Source organism: Pedobacter sp. MC2016-05 (assembly GCF_026239735.1).
In the GTDB taxonomy this organism is placed as follows: domain Bacteria; phylum Bacteroidota; class Bacteroidia; order Sphingobacteriales; family Sphingobacteriaceae; genus Pedobacter.
This window is the reverse complement of record NZ_JAPIVT010000006.1, coordinates 31,224-48,794: the sequence shown is the minus strand read 5'-3', so window position 1 is coordinate 48,794 and position 17,571 is coordinate 31,224. Positions and strand designations below refer to the sequence as shown.

The following is a 17,571-nucleotide window of genomic DNA, read 5'->3' as shown; positions in this document are numbered from 1 at the left end:
TATTAAAGAAACCATCCTTTTACTCTATTTTATTTTTTTAAATTTATGGTTGGTTATGGTAGCAACCGTCAGAACTTGAATTAACGCCTTGCCAAAAAAAGTTGTTGCCAACCAGGAACATGCTCAGGTTATCAGTGCCATCGGGAGCAAATACGTGAATTTGCCATTTAACACCACAAGGATCTGTATATAGGAAAATTTTCTCTCTGCGCAATAGAGCGCTGGTTTCACTTCCAATATTTACCTTCACTATTTTTGTAGATAATGAACTTGTTTCAACGGTACTATTGATGATAGATGTTGTTTTCACGGGTTTAGAATCACTGGCGAATGATGCAGTTCCTAGCATGGCAAAGGCCAGTGCGATTAATAGTTTTTTCATGATTGTTTATTTAATTTTTGATTGAATAATGTATTGTTGGTAGGTGCCTTACAAACGATTACATTCTGTAGCAACCCCAGTAGTCAGCCATTACATTTCCCCTAAAATGAATGTTTGCGGTTTCCCATAATGAGTAGTTAGATGCGCTACTAGGACCAGAAACGTATACAACGTATGACTTGCCACAGGCATCAGTAAAGGTGAAATTCATTTGCCTGCGGAAGAAACCCAGTTTTTCTGCGCTTAGCTTTCCAGTTTCAATGCTGTTATTCATTTTAAATGTAGGTGCAACTTCAATTTTAGTTTCTGTAGTTGCCTCTCTTTTTGAAGTTAAATTACTGGCTGAAGCGCTAAAGCCAATTGCGGTGCAAATCAATGCAAAGAATAATTTTTTCATGATTTTTTTGTTTTAAGTAAATGGTTAATAGTTTTGAGAAATCAGAGGATGGTTTCTTGTTTCCGATTTGAAGTTGTAGAGAAATGTATTTCAAAAAAAAGACTAACCTACAGCTGCTGGTGCGCAACTGATATTCGTTTGGTTTCTTTCAATTTCTGCTGTTCGAGTTGAATAAGGTTCCTGAAAAATCAAATAAGTATTGAAGTAATACGGATATGGAATGAAAAACTACGAATGTTCAACTGATTCTTTTAGGGAAATTTCTATTTCTATATTTAGAGAATATTTACAAATTTTAAAGAAGTCAACCTCCGCATTAATGAATATCACTGCAAGAACTGCATTAGCCATTTGCGCTATCTTAAGTTTCCTTTTTATTTCCTCTTGCAGAAATAGGGATGGTAAAAGCAACGGCAAGCAAAAGGCCAATCAGGTTGTAATTGGTAAAAAAGATTATTTATCGTTCATCATTGCTCTAGATACACTCCCGGCGTTTAAGGTTAAAAAAATAGTTTTTAAAGAGGATAGTCTATTAAGTAATTCTGCAAATAAAGGGGCTAATCCATATTATCACTATTTCAAAGCCAGAAAATATGGCATGGAAAAAAAACGCGATAGTGCGATAAACGAATATCAAAAGATAAAATCTAACAAACCGAATGATGAATTAGCGCTTTTAAAAACCTATGGAATTCTGGCACAAAACATGGGTAATGGCTCCATGGTTGAGTCTGCGTTGACAAGCAAGATATTTGCTGCCATGAAATTAGCAGAAGGTGCAAATAGCCGACTAACTTATCGTTTTTACGATTTGCTGGCACAGGCTTACTTCCAAAATCAGAACGCAAAAAAATCGTTGGAATATGCAGCTGTTTACTTTAATAATCATCCGTTTAAATCTCATCCAGCAGTTAAACAGCGCTATTTTGATATCTCTTTTCTATTGGCTTCCCGGTTGGCGAACTTCAAAAAAATGGAGTTTTACAACAACCAGGCTCGAATATTGGCCAGGCAAATTGGCGATAGCTTAGCTTTGGCCCGCACTTATGATAACGAGGCGCAGATTTATAGTCAGCAAGGCCTTTCGGCAAAAGCTGTGGCTTCTAGTAAACGATATTTTAACTATCTGAAGAGAACCGATAACCTCAACGATATTGCTTTTAACAATTTGGCCACGAGTTTTACCAGGAACAATCAACCCGATTCTGCTATCAAGTATTATAAAGAAGGTATTGCATTCGAAAAAAATGATTTATCTGGAAAGCAAAAAAGCGTTTATTACAATGGGCTGATTGATGCGTATAAATCAAAGGGGGAATATGCCAAAGCATTGGAAGCGGCGCAAGCATCGCACAGAATTGAACTTAAAAATAATGAAGCCATCGAATCGGTTAAGGTTGCAGAAATGCATGAGCAGTACGAAACGGAAAAAAAAGATCGGAATATTGCAGAATTAAAAGGGCGAAATAAACTGAATGAAACGATTATTAAGCAACAACGTTCATCGATGTTTTTACTCGTACTTATTTTTATCGGGGTAATTTCTTTCTTCGTTATCATCTATCGCCAGCAGCGTTTGAAATCGAAAAATAATTTATTGAAATCAGAAAATCAACGCCTTAACATGGAGCAAAAAATGCTTCAAGCCCAGTTAAATCCGCACTTTATTTTCAATGCCATTGCCAATTTGCAAAGTATTGTAGCATCAGGACATATTGATGAATCGGTACGCTATCTTAAATCATTCTCGGGCCTGCTCCGCGGCATTTTAGAACAAAACAGAAAAGATTTTATTGAAATAGCCGAGGAGGTAACTTCATTAAACAATTACATCCAGCTGCAGCAAATGCGCTATGCAGGCGTGTTCGATTATCAAATTGATGTAGATCAGCAACTCAATGTAAACGAAACACTCATTCCACCCATGCTGATCCAACCTTTCGTAGAAAATGCAATTGAGCATGGTTTCCGAAATATTGCCTACAAAGGTTTGCTCATGATTTCTTTTAAATTAAAGGGTGATTTGTTGTTGATTGAGGTGGATGATAACGGTAGTGGATTGGTAGAAAAGCCAGCAAATACGCCGAAAAAACAATCCTTGGCCCAAATTATATTAAAAGAACGGTTTGAATTACTGTTTAAATCAAATAACCAGCATGCAGAATTTGAAGTAAAAGACAAAAAAGCACATGGTTGGAGGGGGGTTAGCGTCGAAATTACAATACCAGTTATTAACGATTAAAAAGATTGATATGAAACTTTATATTTTGGAAGATGAAATCCGCATTTTGCAACATATTTTGCAAATTGTTAAAAAGATAGATTATTTAGAGGTAGTTGGCTTTGCTGCTGAAATAGCAGTGTCCGAAAAGGAAATCCCTGAATTAAAGCCAGATATTATTTTAGCTGATATCCGCTTAAAGGATGGTGACAGTTTCAACCTTTTTCACACCATTGGAATCAACGATTTTCAGGTAGTTTTTCTCACCGCTTACGATCAATATGCTATTCAGGCCCTAAATTTGGGCGCTTTTGGTTATTTGCTTAAGCCTATTGATGAGGTATCACTGACCACCACTTTAAACAAATGTTATCACCACCGGGAGCATGAAAGTTTCGGTCAGCAACAATTGGCCATTGCTAAAGACCATTATTTGGCACAAGGTGTAGGGGCAAGCAAGCGTATTGCTTTAAAAAGTGTCGAATATATTGAAGTGGTAGCGATAGAAAACATCATGTTTTGCAAAAGCGATAAAGGTTATACCAGTTTTTTTCTAAATGACGGGCGTGAAATTGTAGTATCAAAAGGCCTGAAAGAATATGAAGGTTTACTTACGCCATTCGGTTTCTTAAGATGTCATCAATCGTATCTGGTTAATTTTAAATACGTTAAAAAATACTATCGGGAAGGTTATTTGCAAATGGAAAACAAGGAAAATATCCTGGTTTCAAGCAGGAAGAAAGAAGAGGTTTTAAGGTATCTAGAAAATATTGCTTAACAGGTGGTTTCAACTTAAATGGCTTTTTCTTCCTGTATAAATTCGCTTGGCGTTTTACCAAAATGTTTCTTAAACTCCAAACTAAAGTATTTTCGATCATTAAAACCTACAGCGTAAGCAACCTCAGCGATATTACCAGCGTTTTGTTTCAATAATTGTGCGGCTCTTTTTATCCTTAAAGATTTAATGAAGTCGTTTACCGAAAGGTCGGTAAGTGCCCTGATTTTTTTGTACAATATGGGCTGGCTCATGCCAATCTCTGCGGATAAGGTGGGTACATCAAACTGGGGGTCGGAGATATGATTTTCGATGATATGCATAATCTTCGTTAAGAAACCTTCTTCAGTTTTATTGATGACCAGATTACTGGGTTCAAGCGTAATTACCTGTGCGAACTTATGCTTGATGGTTTCCCTTGCTATTAATGTGTTTTTGATATTCAGTTCCAGCATTTTTAAATTAAAAGGTTTCATGATATAGGCATCTGCACCATTTTCAAAACCATTAATTTGATGAACATAAGCTGATCTGGCGGTTAATAAAATAACAGGGATATGGCTGGTTCTCTCGTCGGTTTTGATTTTGCGACACAGCTCCAACCCGTCCATAACGGGCATCATCACGTCACTAATAATCAGGTCGGGAATAAGGTCAATAGCGCTTTCCAATCCTTCCATTCCATTATCACTTTCCTTAATGTTATACTCAGTAGAAAGAGCATTTTTAATAAAGCTCCGTACCTCTGCATTATCTTCCACCAGCAAAAGAGTATATCTTTTTTTATCCTGAAGGGCGGGTGTCGTTTCTTCGGGTTGAGGTTCAAACCTTTCTTGTAAATTGTAATTTATGGCGTCATCGTAATACACATAATCTGTAATAAAATCCGAAGAATTAAAATGCGCTTTTCCCGTTTTCAGTTTTACGCTAAAACAGGTTTGGCCGTTTTGACTACCGTTTGCCGGCAAACTTTGAAATGAAATTTTACCGTGGTGCAGTTCTACAATGCTTTTCGAAAAAGATAAACCTAAACCAGTGCCAATGGTGGTATTGGCATTTGCCTGGTAAAAATTGTTGAATAAATTGGCTTGACTTTCCAAAGGAATTCCCTTTCCATTATCACAAATTTTAAGGGTAACCAGCTCATTTTCCTCAGAGATTTCCAAACTGATCTTTCCACCGTCTGGCGTAAACTTAAAAGCATTTGAAAGTAAGTTGAACAATACCTTTTCCAGTTGTACTTTATCAAAATAAAGTTCTATCTGAGGGCTTGCCGATTGAAAAGTGTAGTTGATTCCTTTTGATAAAGCCATGTTTTGAAAGGCCATAAAAATCTCCTTACAAAACTTTACGAAATCTCCGGGACTCACATGAAGTGCCATTTTACCACTTTCGGCCTTTCTAAAATCGAGCAGTTCGGTTACCAGATTCATCAAACGATCGGCATTATTTTTAATCGGTTGTAAATCGCGGTTCAATGTGGGGTTATCTTTTGCGTTCTCAATCAATTGCTCCAATGGCCCAACAATTAACGTTAATGGAGTTCGGATTTCGTGTGAAATATTGGTGAAAAATTCCAGCTTGTGTTCGTTTACTTCCTTCTCTTTTTTGAGCAGTGCCCTGATCAAAACATAACGGGCAATCACAAACAGCACGGCCGCAATTATGCAGAAATAAAATAAATATGCCCACCAGGTGCGGTAAAACGGAGGATTTACGATGATTTTTATTTTTCCGGTGTTGGCGCTTAAAACACCATCGTTATTAATGCCTTTAACCAGAAAAGTATAGCTTCCAGCAGGCAGATTGGTGTAGGTTGCTGTTGGCATACTTACCTCGTTCCAGCTTTTTTCAAAGCCATCTAACTTATAGGCATATCTGTTTTTTTCTGGTTTAATGAAATTCAAAAGCGCAAAGCTTAAGCTAAATGTATTCTGATCACTTTCAAAAATCAGTTTATCTTTCAAACTGATGTTTTCATCAAGCAAGCCATCGTTACCATTAATTTTAACCGTTTTATTCTGAAGTTTCAATTCGGTGATAATCACTTTGGATGCTTTATCATTGCTCTGAATATGATCAGGAAAGAAGCTGATAAAACCGTTGTATCCTCCAAAAAACAGTTCGCCACTGCTGCTTTTAAAAAAAGCATTTGCATTGAATTCATTGCCTGGTAAACCATCGGCCACCGTATAATTTTTAAAAGTCTTTTTCAAGCGGTCGAACATGGAAAGTCCATTGGCTGTGCTAATCCAAAGTTTTCCCTTGTCATCCTCTATCATGCCCAAAACGTTATCGTGAGGCAAACCATTTCTGGTGGTATAAGCCTTGATAGAATTTTTGTTCTGATCGTACAACAATAATCCACTGTTGTAAGTGCCAAGAAAAATTTCATTCGCTTTGGTTTTTGATATGCAGTTTACATAATAATTGAGCGGTTTATTTAACTGATGATCAAGAGCGGTGTAAAATCTGTTCGTATTTTCATCATAAATGAAAAAACCATTTGTTGTACCAAAATAGATTTTAGAATCGTTAACCATTAAAGCTTTTACTTTCGCCGAGGAAGGAACAGAAGCAGGTAGCCTCAGGTCCTTGAATTCGGTTTTATCTGGATTGGAGATTTTGATGCCATTGCGTTGTGTAGCCACAATTAAACGATGAGACTTGGTTTCAACAATGGCACTGATTTCATCGGGTACGTCTTCATTTTGATTGCTGAAATTGAAGCTTTTAAAACGGTCAGTTTTGGGGTCGTAAACATTTAGGCCTCCAGAATGCGTACCAACGCATAATTTTCCATCGCTGGCGAACAAAACTGTTTTAACCAAATTTGATTTTAGGGCATTTGAACCGCCAGTATTTTGATAGGCTTTAAATGTTTGAGTCGATTTGTTATATAAACTTATCCCACCGCCCTCAGTACCAATCCATAAATTTTTGTTTTGGTCTTCCGCAAACCCGCTAATTACATTGTTGTTGATGCTTGATTTACTTCGGCTTCTATCGTGAACGGTAAACGCTGTGCTGTAAGGATAATTAATGTTGATTCCACCAAAATAAGTACCCACCCAGATCGATCCATTATTGTCTTTATATAATTTGTGGACAGAGTTCTGATTTAAACTTTTTTTATTGTCAGGATCGAATTGCAAATTTTGGAAGCTGAAGTTTTGGGTGTCCATAATGCTAATCCCATTCAGTGTTCCAATCCACAACTTGCCTGCATCGTCAACTACCATATTCCGAATGGTATTGCTTACGATTGTATTTTTATTGGTAGCTGAAAATTCGAAACGTTTAAATTTTTGGCTTACAGGATCAAATAAATTTAGTCCGTTGCTTTGTGTGCTGACCCAAATTCTATGGTTTTTATCTTCGGTGATGTTTGAAATGTAATTCGCACTGATATCTCCGGGGTTTCCATTGTTTCTGAAAACAGTAGTTTGATATTCGCCGTTTATCAGCACCATTTTAAGCAGACCATTCGAAGTGCCTACCCAAATATTTCCTTGATGATCTTCCTTCACTGACCGTACATTATGGAAAAGACCATCGCCATTATTAGTGTTGAAGAACTTTGTGATAACAGATAATTTACCGTTTTTTAACAGGTTCAACCCATTCAATGTTCCGATCCAAATATTCCCTTTGCTATCTTCAGTAAGGCAATTAATAACATGACTGCTTAAACCTTTTGCGGTTTTAGGTTGGCTTGCAATTCTTTTAAAGGCATCATTTCTTTCATCGTAAAGATTTAAGCCTACGCTGGTTCCAATCCAAAGGCTTTTTTTTGAATCGGAGAATATAGAGGTTACATAATTGTTGGATAGCGAATTGCTATCGCTTTCAGCATATTGATAAATTTTAATATGATGACCATCGTAGCGGTTTAGGCCGTAACGTGTACCAAACCACATAAAGCCATTCTTATCCTGGCTAATAGAGAGTACTGAAGTTTGCGATAATCCTTTCTCTACTCCCAGATGATCAAATAAAATAGGTTGTTGTGTTTTTGCAGAAAAAGTAATTCCAAAAAATAAGATTGCCAATAGCAAGTTTTTAAAGGAATTCGAAAACATAAGGAATAATTGGTGAATTTGGTTGTGATCCCTTAAAAGTATGGTTTAAAAGCATTTCTGCCAAATTTTTAGAAAATTCACCCTATTTATTTAGAAATTTATCCCTCCTCAAAATGGCTTTCCGCTTATGTTTGTTCAAGCAAGAAGCGCAATCTTAACTGGCTTGTGCGAAAGCAAGAAATAACCAATATAAACTATTAATTATGAATAAACTCTACAATCAGGGTAAGGAGATCATGCGGAAGCGTTTGCCTCATTATTCAACACTATTGTTAGTCATTGCGATTTTTTTAACGGGCACTTCAACCGTTTTTGCGCAAAGCAAAAGCATTGTCGGTGTGGTTACAGATGAAACCCATCAAACTGTTCCGGGTGTTTCCATTTCGGTGAAGGGCACTAAAACCAGCACGCAAACTGACGGAAACGGAAGGTTCAAAATTCAGGTTTTAAGTACTGATCAGCTGGTGTTTAACTATGTGGGTTATGCCTTGCAAACCATCACGGTTGGCAACAGAACCACCCTTAATGTTTCCTTGAAATCAGCAGTCACGGGTTTAAGCGATGTGGTGGTAGTAGGTTATGGAACTACCAAACGTGCCGATTTAACTGGGGCAATTGGTTCGGTAAACATGAAGGATTTGGAACAGGCGCCAGTGAAATCATTCGATCAGGCGTTAGCAGGTCGTGTTGCTGGGGTTCAGGTTTCCACCAGTGATGGTCAGCCTGGCGCTACCGCAAATATTGTGATTCGCGGTGCGGGATCAATTTCTCAGGATAATTCTCCGCTCTATGTAATCGATGGTTTTCCATCTGAAAACGCGAACTCAAATTCCATCAATCCATCAGATATTGAAAGCATTGATGTTTTGAAAGATGCTTCCGCAACAGCTATTTATGGTGCCCGTGGATCGAATGGTGTGATACTGATTACTACTAAAAAAGGAAAAGCTGGCAAACCTCAACTTAGCTATAATGCTTATTATGGTTTGCAAAAGGCACCAGAAAAAATCCCGGTAATGGGGCCTTATGAATATGTGAAATACCTTCGCGATCTTGATCAGGCTGTAGCAGATTCTACTTACCTTAAAGGTGGAACAACACTAAACGATTACAGAAATGTGCAGGGTTTGGATATGCAGGATTATATTTATCAAACCGGGCAAAACCAAAATCACGATATTGCTTTACGTGGCGGAAACGATAAAACCACTTACTCTATTTCCGGGAATTTTAACGACCAGAAGGGAATTATTATCTATAGCGGATTCAAGCGTTATCAGGGAAGATTTGTATTGGATCAGCAGGTAAACGACAAGCTTAAAGCAGGTATCAATGTCAATTACGCTTACAGCGAAAGCTTCGGTACGCCAATTTCTGCCACCAATTTTTATGCTTCATCCGTGTTATTATATTCGGTTTGGGGATATCGCCCAACCAATGCTTTATCTGGAAAGGATGCCAACTCTGATTTGTTAGGCGGTTTGTACGATCCGGCAAATGAAGGTAATTCGGCGCAGGATTACCGGGTAAATCCATTGATCAGTTTATCAAACCAACAAACAAAATACAAAACAACCAACCTTGCAGCCAATGGTTATGCAGAATATGCTTTTACGCCAAAATTAAAATTAAGAGTAGCCGGAGGGATAAACAATAACGTGAATGAGACCAATATTTTCAATAATTCCCAAACGCAATCGGGCAGTAAATGGAATTCATCTGGGCCAAATGGTACTATTGCCAGTAGTCCGGTATTTAATTGGTTAAGTGATAATACCTTAACTTATAAAAATACCTTCAAAAAAGATCATAACTTAACGGTATTGGCGGGTTATTCCGCACAGAGAAATAAAAGTTCATTTCGATCTATTTATGCTACGCAGGTAGCCAACGAAAGTTTAGGACTCGATGCCCTTGATCTTGTTCCGGCAGCAAATACGGTGATTTCTGTAAACAGTTCTCGTTGGACACTAATGTCTTTTTTAGGTCGGTTAAATTATGATTTTAAAGGTAAATACCTGTTTACAGCAAGTTTCAGGGCTGATGGATCTTCGAAATTTTCGCCAGCTAACCGTTGGGGTTATTTTCCATCAGCAAGTATAGGCTGGAGATTTAGTCAGGAGAACTTTTTAAAAGATCAGAAATGGCTGTCGGATGCTAAGCTCCGTATTGGTTATGGCGAATCAGGAAATAACAGAGTAAGCGACTTTGCCTATTTGCCTCAATTAAATTTAGCCAATACCCAATATTGGTACTCTTTTAACGGCAAGCCTGTAGCCATAGGTTCGGTAATCACCGCTGCCGGAAACTATGATCTAAAATGGGAAACCAATGTGCAAACGAATATCGGTTTAGACCTTAGCTTTCTTAAAAATCGTTTGGGTTTAACGCTTGATGTTTACAAACGCACCACCAACGATTTATTGTTAAATGCAAATCTGCCTTTCGCAAATGGCGTGCAAAGTGGAACGGGTTTCAAAAATATTGGAAGTTTAGAGAACAGGGGATTGGAAATTACGTTAAACAGTACAAATATCGTGACCAAGGACTTCCGTTGGAGCAGCAGTTTCAACATCAGTTTCAACAAAAATAAAATCCTCGAATTAACCGAAGGGCAGAACTCATTGCTTTCTGGTTCAGGAACTTTCTTCGATACCAGTTTTAGAGGTTTATCACCATACATTTCGGTAAAAGGTCGCTCGGTAGGAGAGATGTATGGTTTAATTTTCGATGGCATTTACCAGTACAGCGATTTTGATAGGATGCCAAACGGCACTTATTCACTCAAACCAAATATCCCGAATAATGGTGCAGCAGTTCAACCTGGAGATATTAAGTACAAAGATTTAAATGGCGATTTAACCATTAACGCAAATGATTATACCATCATCGGTAGGGGATTACCAATCCATACAGGTGGTTTTAGCAATAACTTCAGCTATAAAAACTGGGATCTGGGTGTTTTCCTGCAGTGGAGTTATGGCAATAATATCATCAACGCCAACCGTTATGTTTTTGAAGGCGGAATTGTAAGAAATTTCACCCTTAACCAATACGCAACTTACGAGAACCGTTGGACGCCCACCAACCCAAGTAACGAACTTTATAAAGCAGGGCGCTTTGTTAACCCAAACTATTCGTCAAGAGTTGTGGAGGATGGTTCGTATTTGAGATTAAAAACCGTTCAGCTTGGGTATAACTTCAGCAATAAACTGGTAAAAAGCATTGGCATGTCTAGATTACGATTAAATGCTTCAGCGCAGAATCTACTCACTTTTACCAATTATTCAGGTCTCGATCCCGAAGCTTCTGCCCGTCCGGGTAACTTAACACCAGGTTTTGATTATGGTACTTACCCGCAATCATTTACCGTAACATTTGGTTTAAACGCATCATTTTAATCATCATTAAAAATAAGACAATGAAACATAAATATATTTTGGCTTTTTTATTCGTGATGGGATTATCGTCATCATGCAAAAAATTTCTTGATACCGAACCAACGGATTTCTATTCGCCCGTAAATTTCTACAGCACTGCCGATCAGCTTCAGGTCGCTTTAAATGGAGTTTATAGCACCATGATGTTGGAGCGAATGTACGGCCAGGTACATCACTTTAACTTTGTAAGTACAACTGACGAAATGTTGCCCGATCGGGCGACCAGTAATGAAACCCGTGGATTGTATTACACTTATGACGCCGGGCACTCTTACGTTCAGGATTGCTGGCAATATCCTTATATCGCCATCAATAATGCGAATGTTTTAATTGATAACATTACTAAACCCAGCATGGATGAAAGGCAGCGTGGTTATATCAAGGGACAAGCACTGTTTTTGAGAGCTTACAACTACTTTTTGCTAACCATTCAATTCGGCGAAGTTCCGTTGGTGTTGCATCAGCCAGGTATCTCTGAAGTTAACATTCCGGCGGCGTCTCAACCGGCCATTTACACCCAGATTGTTGCCGATTTAAAAGAAGCAGAAACTTTATTAAAGGGTCGCACCGCAGCTAGTTTAGGTTACAATGATCAGGTTACCATTACGGCAGTACAAGCCATGTTGGCTAGAGTTTACTTGTATTGGGCAGGTTATCCGGTTAACGATACCAGTAAGTATGCAGATGCCATTACTTATGCCGATAAGGTTATTGCTTCTGGTCAGCACGCTTTGAATCCAGATTATAAACAAGTTTTTATCAATCTTTTTCAGGATAAATACGATTTAAAAGAAGATATATTAGAGTGGGGTTCTGCAGGAGCCGCTGCCGGAGTGACCAATAAAACAGGTAACGATATAGGTAATTTCAACGGTATCATTTCAGCTATTTTGTTGATAAATGGAACTTTTGAACAAAATTCATATTCAGCAGCTGGTTGGGTAAGAATAACCAAGAAATTATTTGATAGCTATGAAGTTGAACCTAGCAGCACATTGGTTAATAAAGCTTCGCTTGATACCAGGAGAGACTGGAATTGCCCGGATTATATCTGGACAACCAACGCATCAGCTGGAACGAGGATAAAAACAGATCGCTCAGCGCCCTGGCAAATGAATACAGGCAAATTTAGAAGAGAATATGCACCAGCAGAAATGCGTAATACCGGAACTTACAATGCCAATTGGCCGGTAATTAGATATGCAGATGTGCTGCTAATCAAAGCAGAAGCTGAAAACCAGGTTAACGGACCAAACGCCGCTGCTTACGATGCTATCAATCAAGTGCGCAAACGCGGTTATGGAACCATGTACGGCAATATTGTTAAAAATCTCACGGTAGTTAATGGTGGTTCTGGTTATTCAGTAGCAAATCCACCGGTGGTTACCATTAGTGGCGGTGGCGGGGCAGGAGCATCGGCTACTGCAGTGGTTTCAACCGCTGGTGTGATTACAGGAATTAAATTAACGAGTCGCGGAAACTTAACAACTGCCGGACCTTATTTTACCTCAGTACCTACCGTTACTATCGCAGCACCAACTACAGGGGTTACGGCAACTGCTACCGCAACCATTACTAACGGATCCGAACATTTGCTAACTCCGGGTTTAAATAAAGCAGATTTCCAGTTAGCACTTCGTGATGAACGCATGCGTGAAATGTGCTTTGAAGCCTCTAGAAAGTATGACCTGGTAAGATGGGGCAATTTTGCCGGCGATTTACAGGCTTTCGGGAATTATGCGGCCGCCAATGGAGTAACTGCAGGCAATGGAAATATCAACGGATACCAAGGTTTGATTACAGTAACGCCTCGGTATAGCCTGATGCCAAAACCAACATATGAGCTAAATCTGAATAAAGCACTGAAACAAAACCCAGGTTATTAATCACTAAATTATTAAGAAATGAAAAATTCATTCTATATTATCTTAATTGCCTGCACTTGTCTTTTAGCTTGCAAAAAAGATCTGACCACTGATGTACCAACGGTTGATATTGCTTTAACAAATGCCCGTTCCACAATTAGCGATACGCTGGTTTTTAAACTGGGTGATACCTGTAAATTCAACTTTGGTGGTTATGCAGATAATGTTGTTTTCTGGGCAGGAACGCCAGGGAATAAATACGAATTTAAAACCCGTTCATCCGCATTTGGAACACCAACCTTATCTTTTACCAGTACAGCGCAATTTGGTGCTCAAAATAATACGCTCCAGGTTTTGGCCACCAATAAACTTCCAGCCAAAGATTCGGCAAGTGTGGTAAATGCAGCCTGGACAAATATCACAGCAAGAACACCCATTGCAACGAGTGCTACAGCAGTTAACACCGGGCAGGTAAATCTGGCCGATATAGTTAGCGATGCCAATGATAGTTTATTCATCGCCTTTAAATATACAGGCCTTACCGGATCAACACAGAGAACCTGGACAATAACCAATTTTCTGGTTAATAATGTGCTTAGCGATTATACTTACAATTTAAGTTCATTGCCTGGAGATAATGCTTTTTGGACTCGATTCGGAAATGTTTGGTCGCCTGCCAGCTCGAGGTGGGTGGCTACAACTACGGCATTAACTATTGTTGGTGGTGCGGCTACCGCTCCATCCAATACCAGCTGGATCATCAGTAAGCCAATTTTTGTTGGAAGAATTGCTCCAGATATTCCAACGGCAACTGTAAAAAATATTACCGCTTCGGCATTGTCTACCTACGCTTATAAATACGCGGCTGCTGGCAGGTACAAAATTACGTTTGCAAGTTATAATACCACACCAAACGACAGCCAAATGGTGCTGAAAGAATTTAATGTTAAAGTTATTTTGTAACCGAAAGAGCCATATCCCACACTTATGAACAAAATGATCCCTTGCTTATTACCTGTTAATTTGCTTTGGCTAAAGCGAAAGCTTTTCCTCATTTTTTTATTGATGATTAGTGTATCAGCTTTTGCGCAGAAAGACCCCTTTTCAACTATAGAAAAGCGCATCAGCGCAGATTTACAGACTGGTATTAATGACGTCTTTTTAGCAAAAAAGATTACAAAGGATTTGATAAAATTAAAAGCCGATGGAAGCTGGACAGATATCAATTATGCCGATGCACAGTATGATCCTTTGAAAAGAATTAAAGAAATGGCTACGGCTTATATCCGTCCGGCCAATAAATTTTATGGAAACCAGGAGATTTATGGTGCAATAACCACATCGCTTCAAAATTGGCTGGATAGAAATCCGAAAAATAAAAACTGGTGGTACAATGATATTTTTTATCCGCAGGCTATCGGTCAAACTTTAATTTTAATGCGGAATGGTAAAACTCAACTGCCAGTTGAGCTGGAGAAACTTTTAATTCAAAGGATGGTTCGCAGACTAAAAGTCGGCGATGGAGCCAATACATCAGATGAAGCTTTGCATTATTTGTACCGTGCTTGTTTAACACAAAATAAAAACACTTTGGATTCGGCTGCAAAATATCTTTTTGAACCCATTGCAGTTGAAGATGGTAAAGAAGGTGTTCAGGTAGATGGAAGTTATTATCAGCATGGTAAGCAGCAGGCCATCGCGAGTTACGGACGGGTATTTGCCGGTAATTCAGTAAACGCAGCCTATTATTTGAGAGATACGGAATATGCTTTACCAAAAGCACAACTCCATATTTTAGTCAGTTACTTGAAAGACACTTTTTTGAAAACCATTCGAGGCTCCTTTTACGATTTTAATGTGAGAGGAAGAGGTATTAGTCGGCAGGATTCGTTAAATGCCCATGTATCTGGAATGGTGAATAAAATAAAAATGTTCAATCGGGAAAATTCCGCTTATTGGGAAGCTTCTACATGGAGAACATCACATCAAAAACCCGCAAATTATCAAATCGAGCCTTCTAATACGGTTTATTGGAAAAGTGGTTACACACGGCAGGTAAGACCTCAATATACTTTTAGCGTACAAACGGCTTCTGTAAGAACCTTACGTACCGAAAGAGGAAACAATGAAAATGTGCTTGGTAAATTTTTGTCAGATGGTGCAACCAATATTCAGCGAAGCGGATCAGAATATGCCAACATTATGCCGCTATGGGAATGGGATAAAATTCCTGGAACCACAACCAGAGATTATACTGACGATAAAGGAGCAACCATCAAAAAAGAATGGGGGATTCCTGGAACAACCAAATTTGTAGGCGGGGTAAGCGATGGTGTTTATGGCGCTTCTGCTTACGACCTAGATTTCGATAGTGTTCAGGCAAAAAAGGCCTGGTTTTTTTTCGATAAAGAAGTTATTTGCCTGGGCGCCGGGATTAACAGTGCTTCTTCACAAGTCATTACAACAACTATTAATCAATCCTGGTTGCGGGGAAAGGTTATTGAAGATAAAAGTTTCTTGCTTCATGATAGTATTGGCTATTTTTTTCCTGCTGGTGGAGATGTAAAAGTTACCCAACAAAACCAGGTCGGAAATTGGTATCGCATTAATCAATTTCAGGAAAAAAAGGAAGTCTCGGGCAAGGTTTTTAAAAGTTGGTTTAACCATGGTGTACAACCACATGATGCGAGTTATGCCTACGTTGTGGTTCCTGATATTGGAGCTGCTGCTATGCAAAAGTATCCGCTTGATGCGATTAAAGTCATCCAAAATACAAAGGCTATCCAAGCGGTAATGCACAACAGGTTGAGCATAATGCAAGTCGTTTTTTATCAAGCAGGAGAGCTTAGTGATGATGATATAATAGTAAAGGTAGATAAGCCATGCATTATTCAGGTCAAAGATTTGAACGCCATCAATCCGCTTATTTTTATTGCAGACCCTACACAAGAAAACTCGAAAGTTCGGATCGAAATAAAAACCCCTAAGTTAAAAAGCAGTAAAATAATCACCTGTAATCTTCCGGTTGGTGCACTGGCAGGATCAACCCTTAAATACAACATTTCAAATTAAAAAAACACAACCAAACTCATGAATAAAAATAGTTTAATAATCGCATTACTGGTTCTTTTGAATTCAGTTTCCTTTGCACAAAACAATGTGCGAAAGCCAATGGCGCAGCTTATTAGTGACGAATTTAAGTTTGCTGCCGATCAATACAAATTTTTAGCAAAAGGCATTCCTACCGGTAAAACGCCGCAAACCTATCAAAATGGAAAACATGTTAACTATGATATTCAATGGTGGTGCAGTGGGTTTTACTCGGGTAGCCTGTGGTATATTTATGAGCAGACCAAAAACGAAAGTATCAAAAAAGAAGCTGAAGATGCTTTAAAAGTTATCGAGGCGAATCAAACCTTTACGGGTAATCATGATTTGGGTTTTATGATGTATTGTAGCTTTGGAAATGCTTATCGCCTGACGGGGAAGCCTGAATATAAAGCCATTATTCAACGATCTGCAGAATCGCTTTCTACCCGTTATCATGATAATGTAAAGGCAATCCAATCGTGGAACAAAGGTAAATATTGGAATTATCCGGTAATTATTGATAACATGATGAACCTCGAGATGTTAAATTGGGCAACAGATAACGGCGGAAATAAAAAATTTAAGGAAATTGCGGTCATCCATTCGAATACAACTTTAAAAAATCACTTTCGCCCCGATTTTAGTTCGTTTCATGTAATTGACTATAATCCGGAAACCGGTGCGGTAAAAAGAAAAGCAACCTGGCAAGGGGCGGCAGATTGTTCTGCATGGAGCCGCGGACAAGCATGGGCTTTATACGGTTACACCATGATGTACCGATTTACAAAGGATGAAAACTATTTAAAACAAGCCAAGGGAATTGCCCATTTTATTTTAAATCATCCTAATTTGCCAGCAGATAAAATTCCTTTTTGGGATTTTGATGCTCAAGGGGTTCCTTTTGCAAAACGTGATGCTTCTGCTGGTGCGATTATGGCTTCGGCATTGTTGGAACTTGCACAATTTTCAGCCGATAAAGAAAAGACTGAATTTAAATCTGCTGCAGAAACCATGATTTATTCGTTGGCAAGTAATGCTTACAGAGCCAAACTTGGCGAAAATGGAGGCTTTTTGCTGATGCACAGTACTGGCGCTTATCCTTTAAACAGCGAAATAGATGTGCCATTAGTTTATGCTGATTACTATTATCTAGAGGCTTTGGCGAGATATAAAAAGTGGTATTTATAAAACACTAGTAGGTTTGGCTCCCATAATTAGCTTTTGTATTCCTCTCATGCTTAATAAAGTTTAGCTTTCGTTACATTTTTAAACATCGTATAAATATATTTGCGAAAAAGGAATTGATTTTCGATTCTAAA

10 protein-coding genes are annotated in these 17,571 nt (G+C 38.5%); 7 read left to right on the top strand and 3 right to left on the bottom strand.

The window, feature by feature from the left end; genetic code table 11:
* Window positions 1-43: 43 nt before the first annotated feature.
* Window positions 44-382: a hypothetical protein gene (locus tag OQZ33_RS10070; RefSeq protein ID WP_265798913.1), complete on the bottom strand. Its 339-nt coding sequence runs from the start codon at window positions 380-382 to the stop codon at window positions 44-46.
* A gap of 58 nt (window positions 383-440) precedes the next feature.
* Entirely contained in the window at window positions 441-779 is a 339-nt protein-coding gene (locus OQZ33_RS10065; protein WP_265798912.1) for a hypothetical protein, read from the bottom strand.
* Window positions 780-999: 220 nt separating this feature from the next.
* Here OQZ33_RS10065 and OQZ33_RS10060 point away from each other — a divergent pair, with 220 nt between their 5' ends.
* A complete protein-coding gene (locus tag OQZ33_RS10060) occupies window positions 1,000-3,021 on the top strand; it encodes a histidine kinase (RefSeq protein ID WP_265798911.1) in 2,022 nt (673 codons plus the stop codon).
* Window positions 3,022-3,031: 10 nt separating this feature from the next.
* Window positions 3,032-3,778: a LytR/AlgR family response regulator transcription factor gene (locus OQZ33_RS10055; RefSeq protein WP_265798910.1), complete on the top strand. Its 747-nt coding sequence runs from the start codon at window positions 3,032-3,034 to the stop codon at window positions 3,776-3,778.
* Between the two features lie 14 nt (window positions 3,779-3,792).
* Here the strand turns inward: OQZ33_RS10055 and OQZ33_RS10050 are convergent, their stop codons facing one another.
* On the bottom strand, window positions 3,793-7,827 hold the full coding sequence (locus OQZ33_RS10050; protein ID WP_265798909.1) for a two-component regulator propeller domain-containing protein: 4,035 nt from the start codon (window positions 7,825-7,827) through the stop codon (window positions 3,793-3,795).
* Window positions 7,828-8,060: 233 nt separating this feature from the next.
* On the opposite strand from OQZ33_RS10050, the gene OQZ33_RS10045 reads away from it, so the two are divergent.
* From OQZ33_RS10045 to OQZ33_RS10025, 5 genes are all read left to right on the top strand, one after another.
* Window positions 8,061-11,258, top strand: a complete 3,198-nt coding sequence (locus OQZ33_RS10045) for a SusC/RagA family TonB-linked outer membrane protein (protein WP_265798908.1) — start codon at window positions 8,061-8,063, stop codon at window positions 11,256-11,258.
* A 20-nt stretch (window positions 11,259-11,278) separates the two neighbouring features.
* Window positions 11,279-13,183, top strand: coding sequence for a RagB/SusD family nutrient uptake outer membrane protein (locus OQZ33_RS10040; RefSeq protein WP_265798906.1), 1,905 nt, complete (start codon window positions 11,279-11,281; stop codon window positions 13,181-13,183).
* A gap of 18 nt (window positions 13,184-13,201) precedes the next feature.
* The gene (locus tag OQZ33_RS10035; protein WP_265798905.1) at window positions 13,202-14,125 is read left to right on the top strand and encodes a DUF5017 domain-containing protein; all 924 of its coding nucleotides are present in this window, start codon (window positions 13,202-13,204) and stop codon (window positions 14,123-14,125) included.
* Between the two features lie 102 nt (window positions 14,126-14,227).
* On the top strand, window positions 14,228-16,234 hold the full coding sequence (locus tag OQZ33_RS10030; protein ID WP_265798904.1) for a polysaccharide lyase family 8 super-sandwich domain-containing protein: 2,007 nt from the start codon (window positions 14,228-14,230) through the stop codon (window positions 16,232-16,234).
* A gap of 18 nt (window positions 16,235-16,252) precedes the next feature.
* Window positions 16,253-17,440, top strand: coding sequence for a glycoside hydrolase family 88 protein (locus tag OQZ33_RS10025; protein WP_265798903.1), 1,188 nt, complete (start codon window positions 16,253-16,255; stop codon window positions 17,438-17,440).
* Window positions 17,441-17,571 lie beyond the last annotated feature (131 nt).